Origin of the sequence: Rathayibacter sp. AY1H2, from assembly GCF_002931985.1 — a bacterium.
Taxonomy (GTDB): domain Bacteria; phylum Actinomycetota; class Actinomycetes; order Actinomycetales; family Microbacteriaceae; genus Rathayibacter.
This window is the reverse complement of the sequence record NZ_PSUV01000019.1, coordinates 46486-67462: the sequence shown is the minus strand read 5'-3', so window position 1 is coordinate 67462 and position 20977 is coordinate 46486. Positions and strand designations below refer to the sequence as shown.

Below are 20977 nucleotides of genomic sequence, written 5' to 3'. Positions count from 1 at the left end.
GGCGCACGCGGCCGCGGGGCGGGTCACCGCTCCCGCCACGAAGCCATCCCGCCGTCGAGCGAGTCGGACGCCACGCCCGCCGCCGCCGCGCGCTCCGCCGCGAGACGCGACCGGACCCCGGAGGCGCAGTGCAGCACGAGCGGACCGGCCGGCAGAGCGACGGGGTCGAAGCGCGACATCGGCATCCGCACGGCACCGGGCACCGCGACGGACCGGTCCTCGTCGTCCTCGCGGAGGTCGACGACGGTCGGGGGCGTCGGCCCGGCCAGCCGCTCCCGCAGCTCGGCCGCCGTGATCGAGCCCGCCGCGGCCCGCCGCTCCGGGACCGGCGGCACCCGCCGCTCGAGAGGGAGCTCGGCCCAGGAGGAGTCGAGAGCGTCGTGCACGAGGACGCGACCGAACAGCGGCTCGCCCGCCCCGGTCACGAGCTTCACGACCTCGGCCGCCATGGCCGAGCCGATCAGCGCGCAGAGCGCGCCCAGCACGCCCACCGTCGAGCAGCTGTCGCCCGCGTCCTCGGCCTCGGGGTGCAGCGCGCGCAGGGTCACCCCTCCGCCCGGAGCGCCGGCCCAGAAGGTCGAGAGCTGCCCGTCGAAGCCGAGTGCCGATCCCCACACGTGCGGGATCCCGGCGCGCGTCGTCGCGTCCGAGGCGAGGTAGCGCGCGCCGAAGGTGTCGAAGCCGTCGACCACGACGTCCCAGCCCGCCACCAGGGCGTCGACGTTGGCCGAGGTCAGCGACACCGGGAAGGCCCGGGCGTCGATGCCGGGGGAGAGCCGCCGCGCGGTCGCCGCCGCCGACTCCGCCTTCGACCGGCCCACCGAGGAGTCGTCGTGCGCCGTCTGCCGCGCCAGGTTCGAGAGCTCGACGACGTCGCCGTCCACGATGCCGAGCCGCCCGATCCCGGCCGCGGCGAGCGCCGTGATCACCGGCGAGCCGATGCCGCCCGCGCCGAGGATCAGCACGCGCGCGTTCCGGAGGCGCCGCTGTCCGAGCTCCCCGAGGGGCGCCAGGCGGATCTGCCGGGCGAACCGTTCGCGCTCGGCGGCGGTCAGCGGCGGTCCGGGCTCGACGAGCGGGGTCATGAGAGCTCCTTCCTCCACTGGCCCTCGTGGGTGACGGGGGTGAAGCCGACGGCCTCGTTCACGGCGAGCATCGGTCGGTTCTCCTCGGCGTTCCAGGTGTAGACGGCCCGGCAGTCCGGGGCGGTCCCCACCGCATCGCCGATCGCGGTCAGGGCGAGGAAGTCGCTCCAGCCGTCGGCGCCCACGGCCTCGGGGATCGCGAGCTCGCGGATCCGGAGCGCCGGGTCTGGGGTGCGGTTCACCACCCCAGTGTGCACGTCCCGGCGCCCGCGGCGGCCTCCTGCGCCTGTTCCGGTGCGGGATCGCGGCGGTCCGTCGGCCGGTCGGGGCTCCGCCTCCCGGCCCGGCCGCGGCCGTCGGCTACCGTGGAGGCGTTGTGGACGGGAGCGAGGCGGCCGGGTGTACCTGAAGAGCCTGACCCTCAAGGGGTTCAAGTCCTTCGCTCAGCCGACCACGTTCGCCTTCGAGCCGGGGGTCACCTGCGTCGTCGGCCCCAACGGCTCGGGCAAGAGCAACGTCGTCGACGCGCTCGCCTGGGTGATGGGGGAGCAGGGGGCGAAGACGCTCCGCGGCGGCAAGATGGAGGACGTCATCTTCGCGGGCACCTCCACCCGCGGACCCCTCGGCCGCGCCGAGGTCGCGCTCACCATCGACAACTCGGACGGCGCCCTGCCGATCGAGTACACCGAGGTGACGATCACCCGGACCCTCTTCCGCAACGGCGGCAGCGAGTACGCGATCAACGGACGCGGCTGCCGGCTGCTCGACGTGCAGGAGCTTCTGAGCGACTCCGGTCTCGGGCGCGAGATGCACGTCATCGTGGGGCAGGGACAGCTCGACGCCGTGCTGCACGCGACCCCCGAGGAGCGGCGCGGGTTCATCGAGGAGGCCGCCGGGATCCTCAAGCACCGACGCCGCAAGGAGAAGACGCTCCGCAAGCTCGAGGCGATGCAGGCCAACCTGACCCGCCTCTCCGACCTCGCGGGCGAGATCCGGCGCCAGCTCAAGCCCCTCGGGCGCCAGGCCGAGGTCGCACGGCAGGCGCAGACGATCGCCGCCGTGGTGCGCGACGCCCGGGCGCGCCTGCTCGCCGACGACGTGGTCGCGCTCCGGACCGCTCTGGACGGCTTCGCCCGCACCGAGAGCGAGCGGCACAGCGAGCGGGTGGTCCTGCAGCAGCGGCTCGAGCAGGCGACGCTCCGGCGAGCGCGGATCGAGGCGGAGGCGGTCGGCGACGCGGTCGACGACGCCCGGCGCACCTCGTTCGAGCTGGAGTCGGTGCAGGAGCGGCTGCGCAACCTCTCGGCCCTCGCCGGGCAGCGGCTCGCGATGCTCGAGCTCGAGTCCGAGCAGCCGCAGATCCAGCCGCGCGTGACGCCGGGGCAGGTGGAGGAGGCGCGGGTCGAGCTCGAGCGCCTGCGGCAGGCCGTCCTCGACGCGGAGTCGGCGTGGGTCCAGGCGCAGCGCACGACCGTCGCCGCCCGCTCCGCCCTCGACGCGGTCGACGAGGAGATCGCCGCGCAGGCGGCCCTCGTCTCGCGCTACGACCTCGAGCTCTCCACCCTCTCGGGGCAGGCCGACACCGCCGCCTCCCGTCTCGCGTCCGTCCGGGGCGAGGTCCTGCGCGCGCAGAACACCCTCGACGCGGCCGACCGGCGGAAGGAGGCGGCGCGGCGGGCGCTCGACGCTCTGGAGGCCGAGCTGGACGACGCGGGCCGTGGCCCCGACGGCGGCCTCGACGAGGGCTACGAGCTCGCCCAGTCCGCGGTCTCGGCCGCCGAGGCCGGAATCGAGCGGCTGCGCGAGGAGCTGCACGCCCTGGAGCGCGAGCGCGAGGCGCTGGCCGCCCGCACGGGTGCCCTGTCGCTGGCCCTCGACGTCTCGGACGGCTCGGCCGAGCTGATCGCCGCCCGGATCGAGGGGGTGCGCGGCCGGGTCGCCGAGCGGATCCAGGTGCGGCCGGGCTCCGAGGCCGCGATCGCCGCCGCCCTCGGCGCGGTCGCCGACGCCGTGCTGGTCGAGTCGACCACCCGGGCCGACGCGGCTCTGGACGCCGCGCTGGAGCGCGACCTCGGACGCGTCGAGCTGCTGGTCGCCGACGCCGCCCGGCCGCACGTCGCTCTCACCGTTCCCGAGGGGGCGGAACGCGCGGGCGACCTCGTCTCGGCGCCGGCCGGGGTCCTCTCGCTCCTCGAGCGCGTGCTCGTGGTCGAGGACCTCGCCGCGGCGCGGCGCCTGAGGGAGCGCATCGATCCGGGCACCGTCCTGGTCACCCGCGACGGCGCGACCGTCTCCGACGCCGTGCAGAGCGCCGGCTCCGGCGGGCAGCGCAGCCGGATCGAGCTCGTCTCCGAGCGCGACTCCGCCGCCGCCCGGCTGGAGGAGGTCGAGGGCGGGATCGACCGGCTCCGCTTCGAACTCGCCGAGCAGACCGGAGCGCTCCGCGGCGCGAAGGAGCAGGCCGCGAGCGCGCTCTCGGCCCTCCGCGAGCACGACGCCGCCCGTGCCGCCCACACCGAGCGGCTCGGCGGCGTGCGCGCCCAGCTCGAGGCGGCCACCGCCGAGCACGGCCGGGGCTCGAGGGCGCTGGCCGTCGCCTCGGACCGGGTCGGCGACGCCGAGCGCGCGGCCCAGGAGGCGAGGTCGGCGCTCGACGCCGCGCGCGCCAGGCCCCGGCCGGTGCTCGACGCGAGCGCGCGCGACGGTCTGCAGCGCGACGTCGACACCGCACGCGAGCGCGAGATCGAGGCGCGGCTCGGCGTCGAGACCGCCAAGGAGCGGGTGCGGGCGGAGCAGTCCCGCGGGGAGGCGCTGGCCCGCCAGCTGGCCGCCGACCGCGCCGCCGCCGACGAGGCCGCGCGCCGCGCCGTGATCCGCCGTCGCCAGCGCGACGCGGCGGCCGAGGTGACCGCCGCGCTCCCCGCCGTCCTCGCCTCCGTCGACCGCTCCGTCCAGCAGGCCCGGGCCGAGCTCGTCGCGGCCGAGGCGGCGCGCTCGCAGCAGAACGCCGAGCTGCAGGGGCTCCGCCGCGAGGAGGGGAGCGTGCGCGACCGGCTCCAGTCCGTCACCGAGAGCGTCCACGGCCTCGAGCTGCAGATCTACGAGAAGAGGCTGCAGCTCACCGGTCTGCTCGAGCGCGCCGCGTCCGAGCTCGGGCTCACCGAGGACGTGCTGGTGGAGGAGTACGGTCCCGGAGTCGGCGTCCCCGACGAGACGGACGTGGAGCAGGAGCCGCGGCCCTACGTCCGCGAGGAGCAGCGCCGCCGCCTCGAGAAGGCCGAGAAGCAGCTCGGGCAGCTGGGCCGCGTCAATCCGCTCGCGCTGGAGGAGTTCGCCGCGCTGGAGCAGCGGCACGCGTTCCTGACCGAGCAGCTGGCCGACCTCACCGGGACCCGGCGCGACCTGCTCACCATCATCGAGGAGCTCGACGAGACGATGCAGACCGTGTTCGCCTCCGCGTTCGACGACACGCAGGCGGCGTTCGCGGACGTGTTCCCCGTCCTCTTCCCCGGCGGCACCGGCAGCATCCGCCTGACCGACCCGGAGAACCTGCTCACCACCGGCATCGAGGTCGCGGTGCGGCCGGCCGGCAAGAAGATCGAGCGGCTGTCGCTCCTCTCCGGAGGGGAGCGCTCGCTCGCGGCCGTGGCGTTCATGGTCGCCATCTTCAAGTCGCGGCCGAGCCCCTTCTACATCATGGACGAGGTGGAGGCCGCCCTCGATGACGCGAATCTCGGCCGACTGCTCAGCATCTTCGAGGACCTGCGCACCTCGAGCCAGCTGATCGTCATCACCCACCAGAAGCGGACCATGGAGATCGCGGACGCCCTCTACGGCGTCTCGATGCGGCAGGACGGCGTCTCGGCCGTCGTCGGCCAGCGCGTCGCCGCGCCCCCGGCCTGAACCCGCCTCCCCGACCGCTCGGAGGCGCGCCCGCCGGTAGCCTGGACCCATGGCAGAACGCACCTCCTGGTCGCTCGGCCGCGCACTGCGCGGCCTGTTCGAGAAGCGCACGATCGACGACCAGACCTGGGACGACCTCGAGACGGCGCTGATCACCGCCGACTTCGGCCCCGACATCACCGAGGAGATCGTCGACGACCTCCGCGCCAAGGTCGCCCGCTACTCCACCACCGACCCGCGCGACCTGCAGCGGATGCTCCGCGAGTCCCTCGAGGAGCGTCTGTCGAAGTACGACACGACCCTCAAGCTCAGCGAGCGCCCCGCCGTGATCCTCGTGGTCGGCGTGAACGGCGTCGGCAAGACCACGACCATCGGCAAGTTCGCCAAGTTCCTCCGCAACTACGGCCGGAGCGTCGTGGTCGGCGCGGCCGACACTTTCCGCGCCGCGGCGGTCGACCAGCTCGCCACCTGGGCGCAGCGCGCCGACGCCCAGATCGTCCGCCCGCAGCAGGAGCGCCAGGATCCGGCGTCCGTCGCCTTCCAGACCGTGCAGTTCGCGAAGGACACCGGCGTCGAGATGGTCATCATCGACACGGCCGGCCGCCTGCACACCAAGGGCGGGCTGATGGACGAGCTCACGAAGATCAAGCGCGTCATCGAGAAGCAGGCCCCGATCTCCGAGATCCTGCTCGTGCTCGACGCGACGACCGGTCAGAACGGGCTGAGCCAGGCCGAGGCGTTCATCGAGCACGCGGGCGTCACCGGCCTGGTCATCACCAAGCTCGACGGCTCCGCGAAGGGCGGCTTCGTCCTCGCGGTCCAGGAGCGCACCGGCATCCCGATCAAGCTCGTCGGCCAGGGCGAGGGCATCGGCGACCTCACCGGCTTCACCCCCCACGTCTTCGCCCAGCAGCTCGTCAGCTGAGCGGCCCCGCCCGGGACGACGCGCCGGCGCCGTCCCGGTGGCGGGCTACACGGCCTGCGAGAAGCCCAGTGCCGCGTCGGCGAGGTGGCGCAGGTGCTCCGGGACCGGCAGCCCCTTCGACTCCATCGAGCGCGCCCAGAGCCGGCCGGCCCGGTAGGAGGAGCGGACCAGGGGCCCCGCGAGGACGCCGAGGAAGCCGATGTCCTCGGCCTCCTCCTTGATCGCCACGAACTCCTCCGGGTGCACCCAGCGGTCCACCGGCAGATGCCGCGGCGTCGGGCGGAGGTACTGCGTGATGGTCACGATGTCGGTGCCGGCGTCGTAGAGGTCCTGCAGCGCCTGCGAGATCTCCTCCCGCTCCTCGCCCATGCCGAGGATGAGGTTCGACTTCGTGATCAGCCCCGCCTCCCGGCCCTGGGTGAGCACGTCGAGCGAGCGCTCGTAGCGGAAGGCCGGCCGGATGCGCTTGAAGATCCGCGGCACCGTCTCGACGTTGTGGGCGAACACCTCCGGCTCCGCGTCGAACACCCGCTGCAGGTGCTCGGCGCGGCCGGTGAAGTCCGGGACCAGGATCTCGACCCCCGTGCCCGGAGCCTGGGCGTGGATCTGGCGGATGGTCTCGGCGTAGAGCCAGGAGCCCTCGTCCGGCAGGTCGTCGCGGGCGACTCCGGTGACGGTCGCGTAGCGGAGGTTCATCCGCGCCACGGACTCGCCGACGCGCCGGGGCTCGTCCGCGTCGTAGTCCGCGGGCTTCCCGGTGTCGATCTGGCAGAAGTCGCAGCGGCGGGTGCACTGGGCGCCCCCGATGAGGAAGGTCGCCTCGCGGTCCTCCCAGCACTCGAAGATGTTGGGGCAGCCCGCCTCCTGGCAGACGGTGTGCAGCTCCTCGCTCTTCACCAGCGACTGCAGCTGCAGGTACTCCCGGCCCATCGAGGCCTTCGTGCGGATCCACTCGGGCTTGCGCTCGATCGGCGTCTCGGCGTTGCGGATCTCCAGCCGCAGGAGCTTGCGGCCGCCGGCCTCGGCGCTCATGCGGCGACCTCCTCGATGCGGACGGAGAAGGCGGGCGCCGCCTCCGAGAAGCGCGCCGCCACCCGCGCCCGCACCGCCTCCATGGGCGGAGCCTCGCCGCGCTCGCGCTCGAGCGTGGTCACTCCGGCGTCGGCGATGCCGCAGGCGACGATGCGGGCGTAGGGCTCGAGGCTGTTCGAGACGTTGAGGGCGAATCCGTGCATCGTCACGCCCGAGGCGACGCGGATGCCGATCGCGGCGATCTTGTCGGCGCCGCCGTCCCTCGGGATCCACACTCCCGAGCGCCCGTCGACGCGCCGCCCCTGCACGCCCAGGTCGTCGAGAGCGGCGATCAGCACGCCCTCCAGCGAGCGGACGTAGGCGACCACGTCGACGGGCTCGCCGAGCCGCACGATCGGGTAGCCGACGAGCTGCCCCGGGCCGTGCCAGGTGATCCGCCCTCCGCGGTCGACGTCGACCACGGGCGAGCCGTCGTCCGGGCGCTCGTGCGCCTCGGTGCGCTTGCCGGCGGTGTAGACGGAGGAGTGCTCGCAGAGCACGAGGGTGTCCGGCCTCGAGCCCGCCACCACCTCGGCGTGCAGGCGGCGCTGCAGCTCCCAGCCGTCGGCGTAGTCCAGGGGTTCCGCGGAGTCGCCCGCCACCAGTGTCTCGATCACCGGGCCACCCTAACCCTGTTCTTGGACCCGGACCAGGTAATCCGCTCCGCGGTGATCGCGCCGATCGCGAGCCGATCGGCGGCCCCGCCCGCCGACCCTCCGGGCCTCCGGTAGAATTCCGGGCATCATGGCTACTTTCGGCACCCTCTCCGATCGACTCGTCGAGACCTTCAAGAACCTCCGCACGAAGGGCAAGCTCTCCGCGTCGGACGTCGACGGCACCGTCCGCGAGATCCGGCGGGCCCTCCTCGACGCCGACGTCGCGCTGGAGGTCGTGAAGGAGTTCATCGGCAAGGTGCGCGAGCGCGCCCTCGGCGACGAGGTCAACAAGGCGCTCAACCCGGCCCAGCAGGTCGTCCAGATCGTCAACGAGGAGCTCGTCGCGATCCTCGGCGGGCAGTCGCGCCGACTCGAGTTCGCCAAGCGCCCGCCGACCGTCATCATGCTCGCCGGCCTCCAGGGCGCGGGCAAGACGACCCTCGCGGGCAAGCTCGGCAAGTACCTCGGCAAGGACGGCCACACCCCGCTGCTCGTCGCGGCCGACCTCCAGCGCCCCAACGCCGTGCAGCAGCTGCAGGTCGTCGGCGAGCAGGCCGGAGTCGCGGTCTACGCGCCGGAGCCGGGCAACGGCGTCGGCAACCCGGTCAAGGTCGCCCAGAACGCGATCCGCTTCGCGACCGACAAGCAGTACGACACGGTCATCATCGACACGGCCGGACGCCTCGGCGTCGACGCCGACATGATGAAGCAGGCCGCGGACATCCGCCGCGTCACGAACCCCGACGAGGTCCTGTTCGTCATCGACGCGATGATCGGCCAGGACGCGGTCGCGACCGCCAAGGCCTTCCAGGAGGGCGTCGACTTCACCGGCGTCGTCCTCTCCAAGCTCGACGGCGACGCCCGCGGAGGCGCGGCGCTCTCGGTCGCCTCGCTCACCGGCCGCCCGATCCTCTTCGCCTCCACGGGTGAGTCGCTCGACGACTTCGAGCAGTTCCACCCCGACCGCATGGCGAGCCGCATCCTCGACCTCGGCGACGTGCTGACGCTCATCGAGCAGGCCCAGTCCGCGTTCGACGAGGACGAGGCGCGCAAGATCGCCGAGAAGATCATGGGGGACACGTTCACCCTCGACGACTTCCTCGGCCAGATGCAGCAGCTGCGCAACATGGGCTCGATCAAGAAGATGATCGGCATGCTGCCCGGCGCGAAGGGCATGCGAGAGCAGCTCGACCAGTTCGACGAGCGCGAGATCGTGCGCACCGAGGCGATCATCCAGTCGATGACGAAGGCGGAGCGGGTCAACCCGAAGCTGCTCAACGGCTCGCGGCGCCTGCGCATCGCCCGCGGCTCCGGCATGACGGTCACGGACGTCAACCAGCTCGTCCAGCGCTTCGAGCAGGCCGCCAAGATGATGAAGACGGTCGCCAAGGGCGGCATGCCCTCGGTCCCCGGGATGGGCCCCGTGCCCGGCGCCGGCTACCAGGGCCGCCCGAAGCCGCAGAAGAAGAAGAGCAGCAAGTCCGGCAACCCCGCCAAGCGCGCGGCCGAGAACGCGGCGATCACCTCCGGGCCCCGCCCGGGCGACGCGGGCGGCTCCGGCTTCGGCCTGGGCGGCGGCGCCGGCAAGGGCGCCCAGCCCACGCCGGAGGAGCTCGAGCAGCTGCAGAAGCTCCTCGGGCGATGAGGCGGGTCGCGGCCGGACGCGCGGGCGGGATCCTCGTCCTCGCCGCCGTGCTCGGGCTCACCGGCTGCGCCGAGGGCTCCGGGGTCGACGCGATGACGGCGCCCTCCCCGGAGGACCTGGTCGGCCGCTGGGTGACGGGCGTCTCCTACGACGCGCCCGACGTGCCGTTCCTCCTGATCGCGGAGGACGGGACCTGGACGGGCTCCGACGGCTGCAACGGCGCGCAGGGCGAGTGGTCGATCGACCAGGCGGGCGCGCTCACCGTCTCGGCCGGGCCGAGCACGCTGATCGCCTGCGACGGCGTCGCGCTGCCGATGATCTTCTCGGAGGCGGCGATGGCCTCGCTCGACGGCGGACGGCTCCGCCTGTTCGACGACGAGGGGGCCACCGTCGTCAAGCTCGCCCGCTCCACGAGCGACGAGGCGCCCTCGGCGTCGCCGGACCCGGCGGGGGAGTAGCGCGCCGTCCCTCCGGGGGCCGCAGCGGGGATCCCCGTGAGGCGCACCGCTCGCTAGCGTGAGGGCATGACAACCGCACACGCGCGCCCCGTCCGCATCGGCGTCCAGATCGCACCGCAGCACGTCCCCTACGAGGTCATCCGCGACACGCTCGCCGAGCTCGAGGACCTCGGCGTCGACATCGCCTTCAACTGGGACCACTTCTTCCCGCTCTCGGGAGAGCCGAACGGCCTGCACTTCGAGGGCTGGAGCATGCTCGCGGCCTGGGCCGAGCAGACCAGCCGCATCGAGTTCGGCCCGCTGGTCACCTGCAACAGCTACCGGAACCCCGACCTCCTCGCCGACATGGCGCGCACGGTCGACCACATCAGCGCCAAGGGCGCCGAGGGCCGTCTGATCTTCGGCATCGGCTCGGGCTGGTTCGAGCGCGACTACGAGGAGTACGGCTACGAGTTCGGCACTCCCGGCTCCCGCCTCGACGAGCTCTCCGAGGCGATGCCGCGCATCCGCAGCCGGTGGTCGATGCTCAACCCGGCGCCCACCCGCGACATCCCGGTGATGATCGGCGGCGGCGGCGAGAAGAAGACGCTGCGGATCGTCGCCGAGCACGCCGACATCTGGCACAGCTTCTCGGACGTCCCGACGCTCGAGCGCAAGCTCGGTGTGCTCTCGGAGTGGTGCGGCCGCGTCGACCGCGACCCGGCCGCGATCGAGATCTCGACCGGCGCGAGCGTGCGCGGCGGTGTCGGCGACGCCTCCTTCGACGTGCTCGACCAGCAGTACGACCTGGGCGCCCGCCTGTTCACGCTCGGCATCACCGGTCCGGACATCGACCTCGCTCCCGTGCGCGACCTGCTCGGCTGGCGCGACGGCCGGAACAGCACCGCGCGCTGACCCGGCGGGGCGCCGTCAGGGCGGCGCCCCGCGTCGGAGTCAGGCCGGCGGCGCGTCCGTCGCCTTCTGGCCGGTCGGGACCGCCCGGGCGAGGCCGGACTTCTCGGCCGCCACCTCGAACGCGTCGGCCAGGGCGCGCTGGCCCTCGACGGTGGGATGCACGCCGTCCTCGCCGAGCAGCCCGTCCTCGCGGAGGGGGTCCGGGTACTCGAGCGCACCGCCGCCGGCGGCAGTCACGGCCTCGACCAGCGCCGCGTCGTACTCGTCGAGATCGGAGGGGCGCGGGTCGGGGCCCCAGACCGAGTCGAGCGCGATGAGCCGGGCCGAGGGCGAGGCGGACACGATCGCGTCCACTGCCGGCCCGATCGCGGTGTCCACGTCCTCCGGATCCCAGCCGAGATCGTTGCTGCTGGCGATCAGCACGATCGCGTCGGGCCGGGTGTCGGCGATCTCCTCCGCGCGGTCGCCGATCGCGACGCCGCAGTCGCCCGGCTCGATGAAGCCGCCGCCGTCGCAGCCCAGGTTCGTGACCTCCCAGCCGAGGTCGTCGCCGACGAGAGCGGGCCAGGCCTGCTCCGGGTCGACCGTCAGACCGCGCACGATGCTGTCGCCGACGATCGTCACCCGGGAGCCGGCGGGGAGAGAGCCGCCGATCGAGAGCGGCAGCGGATCGGCGGTGACGGTCGGGAGGGGAGTGGCGGTGCCGGCGGGGGACGCGGTCGCCGGGCCGGTCGTCGTCGAGGACGAGCAGCCGGCGAGGCCGAGGGCCAGCGCGCCGATCGCGGCTGCGGCGAGGAGGACGGGACGCGTCATGAGCGGGGATCCTGGAGCCCGTCGCGCAGCTCGCCCGCGAGCGCCCGGACCACCGCCTTGAGGTCGCCGTCGTTCGCCGCCGCCGTCCGCAGCTGGCGCTGGTAGCTCGCTCCCGCGACCAGGATCAGCTCGACGTCGCCGAGCTCCTTCACGCAGTCGAGACGCTCGGCGACCGGTGCGAGGGTGACGAGCAGGTCGCGGATGTCGTCGGTGACCAGCCGCTCCGCTCCAGCGGCGTCGAGGATGATCTCGGCGTCGAGCCCGTAGCGGGCCGCGCGCCACTTGTTCTCGCGCACGTACCAGGGCTGCATCGTCGGAAGGTCCTCGCCCGCGTCCAGCCGCGACGAGAGGTGCTCGACGAGGCACTGGATCAGCGCGGCGACCGCTCCGATCTCCTCCGCGGAGGAGAGGCCGTCGCACGCGCGCATCTCGAGAGTGCCCCACTGCGGCGAGGGGCGGATGTCCCAGCGGACCTCCGTGTGGTCGTCGATGACGCCGGTGCGCATCATGTCGTCGACGTACTCCTCGTAGTTCGCCCAGGCACCGAACTGCGGAGGCAGGCCCGCCGTCGGCAGCTGCTGGAACATCAGCGCGCGGTTCGAGGCGTAGCCCGTGTCGACTCCGCCCCAGAACGGGCTCGACGCCGAGAGCGCCTGCAGGTGCGGGTAGTAGTCGAGCAGGGAGTTGAGGATCGGCAGCACCTTGTCGCGGTGCTCGATGCCGACGTGCACGTGGATGCCCCAGATCATCATGTTCCGGCCCCACCACTGGGTCCGGTCGATCAGGCGGTGGTACCGCTCCTTGTCCGTGATGGCCTGGTCGAACCACTGCGCGAACGGGTGCGTGCCCGAGCACACGAGGTCGAGTCCCATGGGGTCGGTGATCTCGCGCACCTGCCGCAGCTGATCCTGCAGGTCGGCGACCGCGTCGCGGACGGAGGTGTGCACGCCGGAGACCAGCTCGACCGTGTTGCGCAGGAGCTCGCCGGTGATGTGCGGGTGCGGGGCGCCGTCGTCGCTGCGGAGCGCCTCCAGCACCACATCGGCGACGTTGGCGAGATCGCCCGTCTGCCGGTCGACGATCGCGACCTCCCACTCGATCCCGAGCGTGGAGCGGTCTGATGCGGCGAAGCTGATCTCCATGGCGTGGTCCTCATCGGATCCGGGCGTCCGCCGATCGGGACGCGCCTCGCCATCCTGCCACCTGCGGCCGGGGCGGACGCCGAGCCCCGGCGGCGGCCTTCGGGGTCCCGCGCGGCCCGCTCCCGCGAGGGTGCCGCTGGTCGGCGGCGTGCCGGGCCCGCACCGGGGCGGTTTTTCTGGCAGAATGATCCGTCGGGTCCGAGGCGGTCGACCCTCTACTCACCGCCGACGAAACCCCCTCGAGCTTCCGCCGGGTGTGCCCCCACGCTCACGGCTCAGTTCATCCATCATCGACCGGACACCGGTCAACGACCACACAGGAGAATTGTGGCTGTCAAGATTCGTCTGAAGCGCCTCGGCAAGATCCGGGCGCCCTACTACCGCATCGTCGTCGCCGACTCGCGCACCAAGCGCGACGGCCGCGTGATCGAGGAGATCGGCAAGTACCACCCGACCGAGCAGCCCTCGTTCATCCAGGTCGACTCGGAGCGCGCGCAGTACTGGCTCGGAGTCGGCGCGCAGCCGACCGAGCAGGTCGCCGCGATCCTCAAGCTGACCGGCGACTGGGGCCGCTTCAAGGGCGACGCCGACGCCGTCAGCACCGTCCAGGTGAAGGAGCCCAAGGCTCCGTTCGTCGTCGACGCGAAGAAGAAGCCCGTCCTCAAGCCGAAGTCCGAGGCTCCGGCCAAGGCCGCCCCGGTCGAGGACACCGCCGACGAGACCTCCACCGAGGCGTAGTCAGTGCTCGCTCCCGCCGTCGAACACCTCGTCAAGGGGATCGTCGAGAACCCCGATGAGGTCAGTGTCGTGGCCACGAGCTCCCCGCGCGGAGAGGTCCTCGAGGTGCGCGTGCACCCCGAGGACCTCGGCCGCGTGATCGGACGCTCCGGTCGCACCGCCAAGGCCGTCCGCACTCTCGTCGCCGCGCTCGCCGACGGGCGCCGCGTGCGCGTCGACGTCGTCGACACCGACAAGTAGAGGTGTCGGTCACCGGACCGGGCACGACGCAACTCCGCGTCGCCCGACTCACCAAGGCACACGGGCTCAAGGGCGCCATCAAGCTCGAGCTCTACACGGACGAGCCCGACAAGCGCTTCACCCCCGGATCCACGTTCACGCTGCAGGTCCCGCGCACCTCCGAGTGGCACGGCAAGAAGCTCGAGCTCGTCGAGCTTCGCTGGTACAACAGCCACCCCGTCGCATTCTTCCGAGGCGTCGACGACCGCAACGCCGCTGAGACCCTCCTGAAGGCGATCCTCTGGATCGACGAGGAGGTGCAGACCCAGCCGGGCGAGGACGACTCCTGGTACGACTACCAGCTGGTCGGCATGAAGGTCGTCCGCGACGGCGTCGAGGTCGGCACCGTCCGCCGCGTCGACCACTTCCCCGCGCAGGACCTGCTCATCGTCGGCACCCCCTCCGGCGAGGTGATGGTGCCGTTCGTGAACGCGATCGTCCCCTCCGTCGACGCCGCGGCCGGGATCGTCACGGTCACGCCTCCGATCGGCCTGTTCGAGGAGGCCCCCGAGGAGGAGCCCGCCGCGGTCGACCTCAGCGGTGTCGACCTCGCGGACCCGGCGCTGAGCGCGCCTGCGGACGCCGACGCGACGGACGCCTCCGATGACGCGGACTCCGCTGACGCGGACGCCACTCGCGAGGAGCCCGCCGACGACGAGCCCCCGGCCGCCTCCGAGGAGGAGCCCCGGTCGTGAGGATCGACATCGTCACGATCTTCCCGGAGTTCTTCGGCACGCTCGACATCAGCCTGCTCGGCCGTGCTCGGCAGAGCGGGCTGATCGAGCTCGGCGTGCACGACCTGCGGGACTTCACCCACGACCGCCACCGCACCGTCGACGACACGCCCTACGGCGGCGGCGCCGGCATGGTGATGCGACCGGAGCCGTGGGGCGAGGCGCTCGACACGATCCTCGACGGCGCGGACGACCCCGTCGTGATCTTCCCGTCGCCCGCGGGCGAGCTGTTCACCCAGGCGACCGCCCGCGAGCTCGCGGAGGAGTCCACCCTCGTCTTCGGCTGCGGCCGCTACGAGGGCATCGACCAGCGCGTCGTGGACCACACCGCCGAGCGCGCGCGGGTCCGGCTGATCAGCCTCGGCGACTACGTCCTCAACGGAGGAGAGGTCGCCGTGATGGCGATGATCGAGGCCGTCGGACGCCTGGTCCCGGGCGTGGTCGGCAATCCGGCGAGCCTGGTCGAGGAGAGCCACTCCGACGGGCTGCTCGAGTACCCGAGCTACACCAAGCCGGCCTCCTGGCGCGGCCTCGACGTCCCTCCGGTGCTCCTCAGCGGCAACCACGGGGCGATCGCCGCCTGGCGCCACGAGCAGAGCGTCGAGCGCACGCGCCGCGTCCGCCCCGAACTGCTTCCCTAGCCCCGCGCCGCACGGTCACCGGGCCGCGAGGGCCAGGTGCCGGTCGCGGAGGGCGAGGAAGAGGGGGAACGCGAACGCGAGGGCGACCAGCGGCGCGAGCAGCACCAGGATCCACACGCGGCGCATCCCGATCCGGCGGCCCTCCACCACCATGAAGGCGACGGCCGCGATCGCGACGACCAGCAGGTCGGTCGAGAACGACGACACCCACGGCCCGCCCGCGGCGAGGCCGGCGAGGACGTCCGCGCCCTCCTGCATCGCCCTCACGTTCCAGGTCCAGGTCCCGATCAGCCCGGCGAGGGCGAGGACGAGGTAGACGATCCCGAGCGGCGTCCAGCCGCGGTGCAGCCGGCTCATGCGCGGGCCTCCGTTCGTGCGAGGGTGAGGATCGTCCCTCCGGCGAGGGCGATCACGGCCACAGTAGCGACGGCGAGGGTCAGCGCGTCCGGTGCGGTCAGCGCCTGTCCGCGCAGCGCCTGCCAGCAGGTGAGGGCCACCGCGGCCGCCCAGCCCGCCGAGGCCAGGGCGACGAGCCGCAGCCGGGTGGATCCGGGGCGCAGGACGGGGATCCGGGCTGCCAGCCGTCCGAGCAGCAGCGCGAGCAGCGGGAGCCCCTGCAAAGCGTGCATCCCGACGAAGTGCGGGATGCGCAGATCGCCCCCCGTGGTGCTCCAGCCCAGGAGGGGGAGGCCGGGTCCGCCGTCCGCGACTCCGACGGCGTGCGCACCGACGACGCCCTGGTAGTCGCTGATCTGGCCGGGCGAGGGCCCCGTCATCAGGAACGCGAGGGCCATCCCGACGAGCCCGATCACGAGTCCGGCGCGGACGGCGAGCGTCAGCGCAGGGTCGCCGAGCGGCACCCGCGCCAGGAGGGCGGCGAGGACCAGCGTCGCCAGCCAGACCACCATGATCGAGACGGCCATCGAGGCCCAGAGCGCGGCGTGCAGGGGAGTGGAGACGTCGAAGTGGCTGCGCTCGCCGACCAGGGCGGCGCCTCCGATCACGACCATCTCGACCGCCAGACCGACCGCCGCGACCGTGCCCAGCGCTCGGGCGAGGCGGCGCCGGCGGGGCACGAGCCCGATCAGCCAGGCGAGCGTCACGGCGTACAGCGCGATCGAGAGGCAGAACTTCAGCGGCTTGCCCCAGAGCGGCTGTCCGCCGAGCTCGCGGGGATCGACGACCAGCGCGATCGCGCAGAGGAGGGCGCCGACCGCCATCGCGCCAGCGAGCACCAGGAGCGGCCGGTGCGGAGCAGCTGAGGCCGTGCGCGCGGGCGTCTCGGTCGCGGCGCTCATCGGGGCACCTCCGTCGAGCCGAAGCGGCTCTGCGTCTCGCGCGCCTGGGCGACGCGCCGGAGCGACTGCAGCACCACGTCTCCGAGCGCGGTGCCGACGGCGGCGACGGCAGCCTGCTCGCTCACGCTCTCACGGGCCTGCAGTTCGTCGAGGTCGGCGGAGGCGACGAGGGCGGCGGCGCGGGCGTAGGCCTCGAGCCAGCCGGCGCTCATCGGTCCGGTGGAGAGCTCGAGCGCGTCGAGCGCCCGTGCCGCCGTCGCGACGGCAGGGTGGCCGCAGTGGTCGGAGCCCGCGGCCTCGGCGATCCGCCGCGTCGACGCCTCGGTGGCGGACGCGGTCGAGTCGGTGCTCACGGAGACCACGTCCTGCGCCACCTCGAACGCTGCTGTCGGACCGACGCCCGCGTCGAGCGCGGCCGTGATCCGCTTCGCGCCGGCGATGCCGACGCCGCCGCTCTCGATGAGCGCCCGGAGCAGCGTCAGGCGGGCGACATGGGCGTCCCCGTACTCCGCCCGCTGGGGGCCGGCGGCGTCGCCCGGCGGCAGCAGCCCCTCCCGGATGTAGTACTTGATCGTGGGCAGGCTGACGCCGCTGCTGCGGCTGAGCTCCGAGATTCGCACGTGGACAGTATCGCTATCCGATAGCGGTACTGTCCATCTTTAGTCAGTCCCGCGCGGAGAGGACGATGTTCCCCGTCTCGGTGATGGCGATCGTGTGCTCCATGTGGGCGCCGCGCGAGCCGTCGCGGCTGCGGAGGGTCCAGCCGTCCTTGTCCGTGTAGATCTCGTCGGTCGTCTGCAGGAACCACGGCTCGATCGCGACGACGAGGCCCGGGCGGAGCGGGTAGCCGCGGCCTGCGCGTCCGTCGTTGGGGATGTGCGGATCGCCGTGCATCGTGCGGCCGACGCCGTGGCCGCCGAAGTCGGTGTTGATGGACAGGCCCTCGGCGTGTGCGACGGCCGCGATGGCCGCGGAGATGTCGCCGATCTTCTTCCCGGGCTGCGCGGCGGCGATGCCGGCCTCGAGCGCGCGTGTGGTGGTGTCGATGAGGGCGAGGTCCTCCTCGCGCGGCGTCCCGACCACGACGCTGATGGCCGAGTCGGCGACCCAGCCGTTCACGGAGGCGGCGAAGTCGAGGGTGAGCAGGTCGCCGTCCTTCAGCCGGTAGTCGAAGGGCAGGCCGTGCAGCACCGCGTCGTTGACGGAGGTGCAGATGACCTTGCCGAAGGGGCTCGCGCCGAAGGAGGGGTGGTAGTCGATGTAGCAGGACTCGGCGCCGGCCGCGCGGATCATGTCGTGGGCGAGCCGGTCGAGCTCCAGCAGGTTCACGCCGACCGCGGCGGCAGCGGAGGTGGCCTTCAGTACCTCGCCGACGAAGCGGCCGGCGGGACGCATCTCCTCGATCTCGGCGGGGGTGCGTAGCTCGATCATCCTGATCCTCTCGGGGTCCGCTGAGCCGTCGCTCAGCGGTGGTGGGTACGGTCGGTGCATGCGCACGCGACGGGCATTCGGTTCCTGGCAGTTCCCGGCGGCGATCGTGCTGCCCTTGTGGATCCTCCTCGGCTACGGGGTCTTCGGAGGATCGAGCGGCTGGACCGTGCTCGGCCTGGTGATCGCCCTCCCCATTCTGGCGGTCGCGCTGGCGGCTGTGGCCGCGATCGTCGCATTCCGGGTGACCGTTCGGCCCACGCGCACTCCCGCGTGGGGCGACGTGGCCGTGGTCGGCGCCTGGCACCTCTCCCTGATCGCCTTCGGCTTCTTCCCGCCCGGCGCCTGGGCGCTGGGCCTGCTCTCGGTGGTCCTCGGAGTGGCGGCCTTCTGGCACTCGGGGTGGCGGTTCCTCGCCGACGCGAGGGCCACTCTCCTCGCCTTCTCGGAGGCGGCGTCCGTGCAGGCCGAGGGCGCTCACCGCCCCGTCGCCGGCGAGGGCTTCGACCCGGAGCGCCCGCAGGACGGGCAGACCATCGTCCTCTGAGGGTCGGGCGTCCCGAGAGGCGCTGTCTCCTGCGAGGCCCCGCCCAGCTCCACAGCTCGGCCCTCTCGACGGACCCGCCCTCTGCGCGGCTCTGCCCTCCGGGTGACCCTGCCCTCCAGACGAGCCTGCTTTGACTCGGATCGACGCGGCATGGCAGAATGAGCGCTTGTGCCTCGCGCAGGCTCTGCCACAGGGGAGCCGCGACGACGTGGGCACGACCGACTTCCATCAACGAAACGGTGTTCGACCTGTGGCGGGCACGGAGAGCGATACAGCATGCACATCCTCGATTCCGTCGATGCGGCGTCCCTCCGCAGCGATGTCCCGGACTTCCGCGCCGGCGACACCGTCAAGGTCCACGTCAACATCGTCGAGGGCTCCCGCTCGCGCATCCAGGTCTTCCAGGGCGTCGTCATCGGCCGCTCCAACGAGGGCGTCCGCGAGACCTTCACCGTCCGCAAGGTGAGCTTCCAGGTCGGCGTCGAGCGCACGTTCCCCGTGCACTCGCCGGTCATCGACCACATCGAGGTCGTCACCCGCGGTGACGTCCGTCGCGCGAAGCTCTACTACCTGCGCAACCTCCGCGGCAAGAAGGCGAAGATCAAGGAGAAGCGCGACGCCTGAGCGGCATCCTCACGACTTCTCGGGAACCCCGGTCCACCTATGATGGACCGGGGTTCCTCCCTTTCTCGGGGGCGATCCGTCCGGGGAGTCCACCCGGTGATGCACAGTAGGGGCGACGGCGAGCGATGACAGACAGCACGGCCCCGGTCCGCCTCCCCGGAGGCGAGGACCACGCCCGCCACTCGGCGGATCCGTCCGAGAAGCGCCCGCGCAAGCGCCGGGGAGTCCTGCTCTTCCTCCGCGACGTGCTGATCATCTTCGTGGTCGCGGTGCTCGTCTCCTTCCTCGTGAAGACCTTCCTGATCCGCTCGTTCTACATCCCCTCCTCCTCCATGGAGCAGACGCTCGTCGAGAACGACCGGATCCTCGTGAACGAGCTCGTACCCGGAGTGGTGAAGATCTCGCGCGGCGACGTCGTCGTCTTCCGCGATCCCGGGGGATGGCTCTCGCCGAGCTCCGAGCCCAACGTGCCGCCGTTCCAGGCCGCGGTCGACTCCGCCCTCGCGCTCGTCGGCCTCACCGCTCCCGACAGCAACGACCACCTCATCAAGCGCGTCATCGGCCTGCCCGGCGATCACGTGACCTGCTGCACACCGCTCGGCCAGGTCGAGATCAACGGCAACCCGATCGACGAGCCTTACGTGAAGCTGCCGGACGGGGTGCAGGCGGTCTCGGCCACCCCCTTCGACGTCGTCGTGCCCGAGGGCTCGCTCTGGGTGATGGGCGACAACCGCTACAACTCCGCCGACTCCCGCTACAACACCGACAAGCCGGGCGGCGGCTTCGTGCCGATCGACAACGTCGTGGGCCGCGCGATCCTCGTGACCTGGCCCGTGCAGCAGTGGGCGTGGCTCGACGACTACCCGTCGGTGTTCCGCGGAGTCGACACCGAGGCCTCCGAGGAGGGCTCGGACGACGCGCAGAGCGGGCAGGGCTAGGTGGTCGTCGCCGAGCCGACGCTGACCCAGGAGCGGCGCCTCTTCCGGCAGGGCTACGAGACGGTCATCGGCTGCGACGAGGTCGGCCGCGGCGCGATCGCCGGTCCGGTCTCGGTCGGCGTCGTGTCGATCGGCAGCCGCTGCGGTCGCTTCCCCGAGGGGCTCCGCGACTCCAAGATGCTCGCTCCCGCCCGCCGCGAGGCGCTCCTGCCGGGGGTGGCGAACTGGGTCTCGGCCTGGGCGATCGGCGAGTCCTCGGCGGACGAGATCGACGAGACCGGGATCATCGCCGGCCTCGGCCGCGCCGCGTCGAGGGGAATCGAGCGCCTTGCCGACCAGGGCGTCGACCTCGCCACCGCCGTCGTCCTCCTCGACGGCGCTCACGACTGGCTGACGCCCGCGCTGGGCGAGTGGGCGGCCGAGTTGACGATCGTCACCCGCGTGAAGGCCGACCGCGACTGCGCCGCCGTCTCCGCCGCCTCCGTGCTCGCGAAGGTGGGCCGGGACGGTCAGATGGTGCGCCACCACGACGACTTCGCCGACTACGCCTGGGACAGCAACAAGGGCTACGGCAGCGCCGCGCACTGGGCGGGGATCGAGCGGGTCGGCCCGTCCCCGCTGCACCGGGTGACCTGGCTGTCGAAGTCGCGGGAGAGCGTCGAGGAGCCGCTCCCGGCGTTCGTGCCCGTCGGCTCGGCGTAGGATTGTCCAACGATGGATGAGGACGAATTCGAGGACTACGACCGCGAGGTCGAGCTGGCACTGTACCGGGAGTACCGCGACGTCGTCTCGCAGTTCTCGTACGTCGTCGAGACCGAGCGCCGGTTCTACCTGGCGAACGAGGTCGACCTGGTCCGCCGCGACACCGAGCACGACTTCTACTTCGAGCTGACCATGCGCGACGTGTGGGTCTGGGACGTCTACCGCTCCGACCGCTTCGTGAAGTCGGTGCGCGTGCTGACCTTCAAGGACGTCAACGTCGAGGAGCTCTCCCGCAAGGAGTTCGAGCTCCCCAAGGAGCTCGCGCTCGACGAGTAGGACGCTGTCGCGGCAGGCTCCGGACCCCTTGCTGGTCGCGTAGCCGCCTCCGCCGGCGCATCGAGACCCGGTGCCCGGAGCCCCACCCCGCTCCGGAGCTCTCTCGGATGCGCGGCTCCG

The 20977-nt window shown here is 72.6% G+C and carries 24 protein-coding genes; 14 read left to right on the top strand and 10 right to left on the bottom strand.

Annotated elements, in window-relative coordinates; translation table 11 throughout:
- Nucleotides 1-23: 23 nt before the first annotated feature.
- Both C5C29_RS13560 and C5C29_RS17595 read right to left on the bottom strand, forming a co-directional pair.
- Nucleotides 24-1085, bottom strand: a complete 1062-nt coding sequence (locus C5C29_RS13560) for a ThiF family adenylyltransferase (protein ID WP_104223922.1) — start codon at nt 1083-1085, stop codon at nt 24-26.
- Nucleotides 1082-1327 (bottom strand): hypothetical protein, encoded by a 246-nt coding sequence (locus tag C5C29_RS17595; protein WP_181074951.1) that lies wholly within the window; start codon nt 1325-1327, stop codon nt 1082-1084. The genes C5C29_RS13560 and C5C29_RS17595 overlap by 4 nt, the downstream gene beginning before the upstream one ends.
- A 157-nt stretch (nt 1328-1484) precedes the next feature.
- On the opposite strand from C5C29_RS17595, the gene smc reads away from it, so the two are divergent.
- Complete coding sequence (smc, locus tag C5C29_RS13550) at nt 1485-4988, top strand: chromosome segregation protein SMC (RefSeq protein ID WP_104223921.1); 3504 nt, start codon at nt 1485-1487, stop codon at nt 4986-4988.
- 49 nt (nt 4989-5037) lie between these two features.
- A complete protein-coding gene (gene ftsY, locus C5C29_RS13545) occupies nt 5038-5913 on the top strand; it encodes a signal recognition particle-docking protein FtsY (protein ID WP_104223920.1) in 876 nt (291 codons plus the stop codon).
- 45 nt (nt 5914-5958) lie between these two features.
- Here ftsY and lipA read toward each other — a convergent pair whose 3' ends face one another.
- Nucleotides 5959-6945, bottom strand: a complete 987-nt coding sequence (lipA, locus tag C5C29_RS13540; RefSeq protein ID WP_104223919.1) for a lipoyl synthase — start codon at nt 6943-6945, stop codon at nt 5959-5961.
- Complete coding sequence (gene lipB, locus C5C29_RS13535) at nt 6942-7601, bottom strand: lipoyl(octanoyl) transferase LipB (protein ID WP_104223918.1); 660 nt, start codon at nt 7599-7601, stop codon at nt 6942-6944. Before lipB ends, lipA begins: the two co-directional genes overlap by 4 nt.
- A 127-nt stretch (nt 7602-7728) precedes the next feature.
- Between lipB and ffh the strand changes: the two genes are divergently transcribed.
- The 3 genes from ffh to C5C29_RS13520 all read left to right on the top strand — a co-directional run bounded on the left by ffh (nt 7729) and on the right by C5C29_RS13520 (nt 10637).
- A complete protein-coding gene (gene ffh / locus C5C29_RS13530) occupies nt 7729-9285 on the top strand; it encodes a signal recognition particle protein (protein ID WP_104223917.1) in 1557 nt (518 codons plus the stop codon).
- The gene (locus C5C29_RS13525) at nt 9282-9743 is read left to right on the top strand and encodes an META domain-containing protein (protein WP_104223916.1); all 462 of its coding nucleotides are present in this window, start codon (nt 9282-9284) and stop codon (nt 9741-9743) included. Before ffh ends, C5C29_RS13525 begins: the two co-directional genes overlap by 4 nt.
- Before the next feature lie 66 nt (nt 9744-9809).
- Nucleotides 9810-10637 carry an LLM class F420-dependent oxidoreductase gene (locus C5C29_RS13520; RefSeq protein ID WP_104223915.1) on the top strand — a complete coding sequence of 276 codons (828 nt, stop codon included), beginning with the start codon at nt 9810-9812 and terminating at the stop codon, nt 10635-10637.
- Nucleotides 10638-10676: 39 nt separating this feature from the next.
- Here the strand turns inward: C5C29_RS13520 and C5C29_RS13515 are convergent, their stop codons facing one another.
- Together C5C29_RS13515 and C5C29_RS13510 are read right to left on the bottom strand one after the other, a co-directional pair.
- Nucleotides 10677-11450: an SGNH/GDSL hydrolase family protein gene (locus tag C5C29_RS13515; RefSeq protein ID WP_104223914.1), complete on the bottom strand. Its 774-nt coding sequence runs from the start codon at nt 11448-11450 to the stop codon at nt 10677-10679.
- Entirely contained in the window at nt 11447-12592 is a 1146-nt protein-coding gene (locus C5C29_RS13510; RefSeq protein ID WP_104223913.1) for a glutamate--cysteine ligase, read from the bottom strand. Before C5C29_RS13510 ends, C5C29_RS13515 begins: the two co-directional genes overlap by 4 nt.
- A gap of 327 nt (nt 12593-12919) precedes the next feature.
- On the opposite strand from C5C29_RS13510, the gene rpsP reads away from it, so the two are divergent.
- Genes rpsP through trmD form a run of 4 tightly spaced genes read left to right on the top strand, consistent with a single transcriptional unit; the run spans nt 12920 to nt 14984 of the window.
- Entirely contained in the window at nt 12920-13330 is a 411-nt protein-coding gene (gene rpsP / locus C5C29_RS13505; protein ID WP_104223912.1) for a 30S ribosomal protein S16, read from the top strand.
- Between the two features lie 3 nt (nt 13331-13333).
- Nucleotides 13334-13570 carry an RNA-binding protein gene (locus tag C5C29_RS13500; protein ID WP_068210678.1) on the top strand — a complete coding sequence of 79 codons (237 nt, stop codon included), beginning with the start codon at nt 13334-13336 and terminating at the stop codon, nt 13568-13570.
- Between the two features lie 2 nt (nt 13571-13572).
- Nucleotides 13573-14304, top strand: coding sequence for a ribosome maturation factor RimM (gene rimM / locus C5C29_RS13495; RefSeq protein WP_104308460.1), 732 nt, complete (start codon nt 13573-13575; stop codon nt 14302-14304).
- Nucleotides 14301-14984 (top strand): tRNA (guanosine(37)-N1)-methyltransferase TrmD, encoded by a 684-nt coding sequence (gene trmD, locus C5C29_RS13490; protein ID WP_104308459.1) that lies wholly within the window; start codon nt 14301-14303, stop codon nt 14982-14984. The genes rimM and trmD overlap by 4 nt, the downstream gene beginning before the upstream one ends.
- 15 nt (nt 14985-14999) lie before the next feature.
- On the opposite strand, the gene C5C29_RS13485 is transcribed toward trmD, so the two are convergent.
- Genes C5C29_RS13485 through map form a run of 4 tightly spaced genes read right to left on the bottom strand, consistent with a single transcriptional unit; the run spans nt 15000 to nt 17713 of the window.
- Nucleotides 15000-15341 (bottom strand): DUF2834 domain-containing protein, encoded by a 342-nt coding sequence (locus tag C5C29_RS13485; RefSeq protein ID WP_104250523.1) that lies wholly within the window; start codon nt 15339-15341, stop codon nt 15000-15002.
- Nucleotides 15338-16282: a hypothetical protein gene (locus tag C5C29_RS13480; RefSeq protein ID WP_104308458.1), complete on the bottom strand. Its 945-nt coding sequence runs from the start codon at nt 16280-16282 to the stop codon at nt 15338-15340. The genes C5C29_RS13485 and C5C29_RS13480 overlap by 4 nt, the downstream gene beginning before the upstream one ends.
- Nucleotides 16279-16902: a MerR family transcriptional regulator gene (locus C5C29_RS13475; protein ID WP_104262841.1), complete on the bottom strand. Its 624-nt coding sequence runs from the start codon at nt 16900-16902 to the stop codon at nt 16279-16281. The genes C5C29_RS13480 and C5C29_RS13475 overlap by 4 nt, the downstream gene beginning before the upstream one ends.
- Nucleotides 16903-16945: 43 nt before the next feature.
- Complete coding sequence (map, locus tag C5C29_RS13470; protein WP_104267274.1) at nt 16946-17713, bottom strand: type I methionyl aminopeptidase; 768 nt, start codon at nt 17711-17713, stop codon at nt 16946-16948.
- 58 nt (nt 17714-17771) lie between these two features.
- Here map and C5C29_RS13465 point away from each other — a divergent pair, with 58 nt between their 5' ends.
- From C5C29_RS13465 to C5C29_RS13445, 5 genes are all read left to right on the top strand, one after another.
- Entirely contained in the window at nt 17772-18257 is a 486-nt protein-coding gene (locus tag C5C29_RS13465) for a hypothetical protein (protein ID WP_104247628.1), read from the top strand.
- 276 nt (nt 18258-18533) lie between these two features.
- Nucleotides 18534-18881 (top strand): 50S ribosomal protein L19, encoded by a 348-nt coding sequence (rplS, locus tag C5C29_RS13460; RefSeq protein ID WP_104223904.1) that lies wholly within the window; start codon nt 18534-18536, stop codon nt 18879-18881.
- Nucleotides 18882-19006: 125 nt separating this feature from the next.
- The gene (lepB, locus tag C5C29_RS13455) at nt 19007-19819 is read left to right on the top strand and encodes a signal peptidase I (RefSeq protein WP_104223903.1); all 813 of its coding nucleotides are present in this window, start codon (nt 19007-19009) and stop codon (nt 19817-19819) included.
- Nucleotides 19820-20521 carry a ribonuclease HII gene (locus C5C29_RS13450; RefSeq protein ID WP_104223902.1) on the top strand — a complete coding sequence of 234 codons (702 nt, stop codon included), beginning with the start codon at nt 19820-19822 and terminating at the stop codon, nt 20519-20521.
- 12 nt (nt 20522-20533) lie between these two features.
- Nucleotides 20534-20857, top strand: coding sequence for a DUF2469 domain-containing protein (locus C5C29_RS13445; RefSeq protein WP_055792576.1), 324 nt, complete (start codon nt 20534-20536; stop codon nt 20855-20857).
- Nucleotides 20858-20977: the final 120 nt, after the last annotated feature.

Bases quoted from the DNA above. Each gene is read 5' to 3' on its own strand.
- ffh (WP_104223917.1), top strand. From the start codon at position 7,729: ATGGCTACTTTCGGCACCCTCTCCGATCGACTCGTCGAGACCTTCAAG.
- C5C29_RS13465 (WP_104247628.1), top strand. From the start codon at position 17,772: ATGCGCACGCGACGGGCATTCGGTTCCTGGCAGTTCCCGGCGGCGATC.
- C5C29_RS13480 (WP_104308458.1), bottom strand. From the start codon at position 16,282: ATGAGCGCCGCGACCGAGACGCCCGCGCGCACGGCCTCAGCTGCTCCG.
- C5C29_RS13525 (WP_104223916.1), top strand. From the start codon at position 9,282: ATGAGGCGGGTCGCGGCCGGACGCGCGGGCGGGATCCTCGTCCTCGCC.
- ftsY (WP_104223920.1), top strand. From the start codon at position 5,038: ATGGCAGAACGCACCTCCTGGTCGCTCGGCCGCGCACTGCGCGGCCTG.
- rplS (WP_104223904.1), top strand. From the start codon at position 18,534: ATGCACATCCTCGATTCCGTCGATGCGGCGTCCCTCCGCAGCGATGTC.
- C5C29_RS13510 (WP_104223913.1), bottom strand. From the start codon at position 12,592: ATGGAGATCAGCTTCGCCGCATCAGACCGCTCCACGCTCGGGATCGAG.
- lipA (WP_104223919.1), bottom strand. From the start codon at position 6,945: ATGAGCGCCGAGGCCGGCGGCCGCAAGCTCCTGCGGCTGGAGATCCGC.
- C5C29_RS13445 (WP_055792576.1), top strand. From the start codon at position 20,534: ATGGATGAGGACGAATTCGAGGACTACGACCGCGAGGTCGAGCTGGCA.
- lepB (WP_104223903.1), top strand. From the start codon at position 19,007: ATGACAGACAGCACGGCCCCGGTCCGCCTCCCCGGAGGCGAGGACCAC.
- C5C29_RS13485 (WP_104250523.1), bottom strand. From the start codon at position 15,341: ATGAGCCGGCTGCACCGCGGCTGGACGCCGCTCGGGATCGTCTACCTC.
- C5C29_RS13560 (WP_104223922.1), bottom strand. From the start codon at position 1,085: ATGACCCCGCTCGTCGAGCCCGGACCGCCGCTGACCGCCGCCGAGCGC.
- C5C29_RS13520 (WP_104223915.1), top strand. From the start codon at position 9,810: ATGACAACCGCACACGCGCGCCCCGTCCGCATCGGCGTCCAGATCGCA.
- map (WP_104267274.1), bottom strand. From the start codon at position 17,713: ATGATCGAGCTACGCACCCCCGCCGAGATCGAGGAGATGCGTCCCGCC.
- C5C29_RS13515 (WP_104223914.1), bottom strand. From the start codon at position 11,450: ATGACGCGTCCCGTCCTCCTCGCCGCAGCCGCGATCGGCGCGCTGGCC.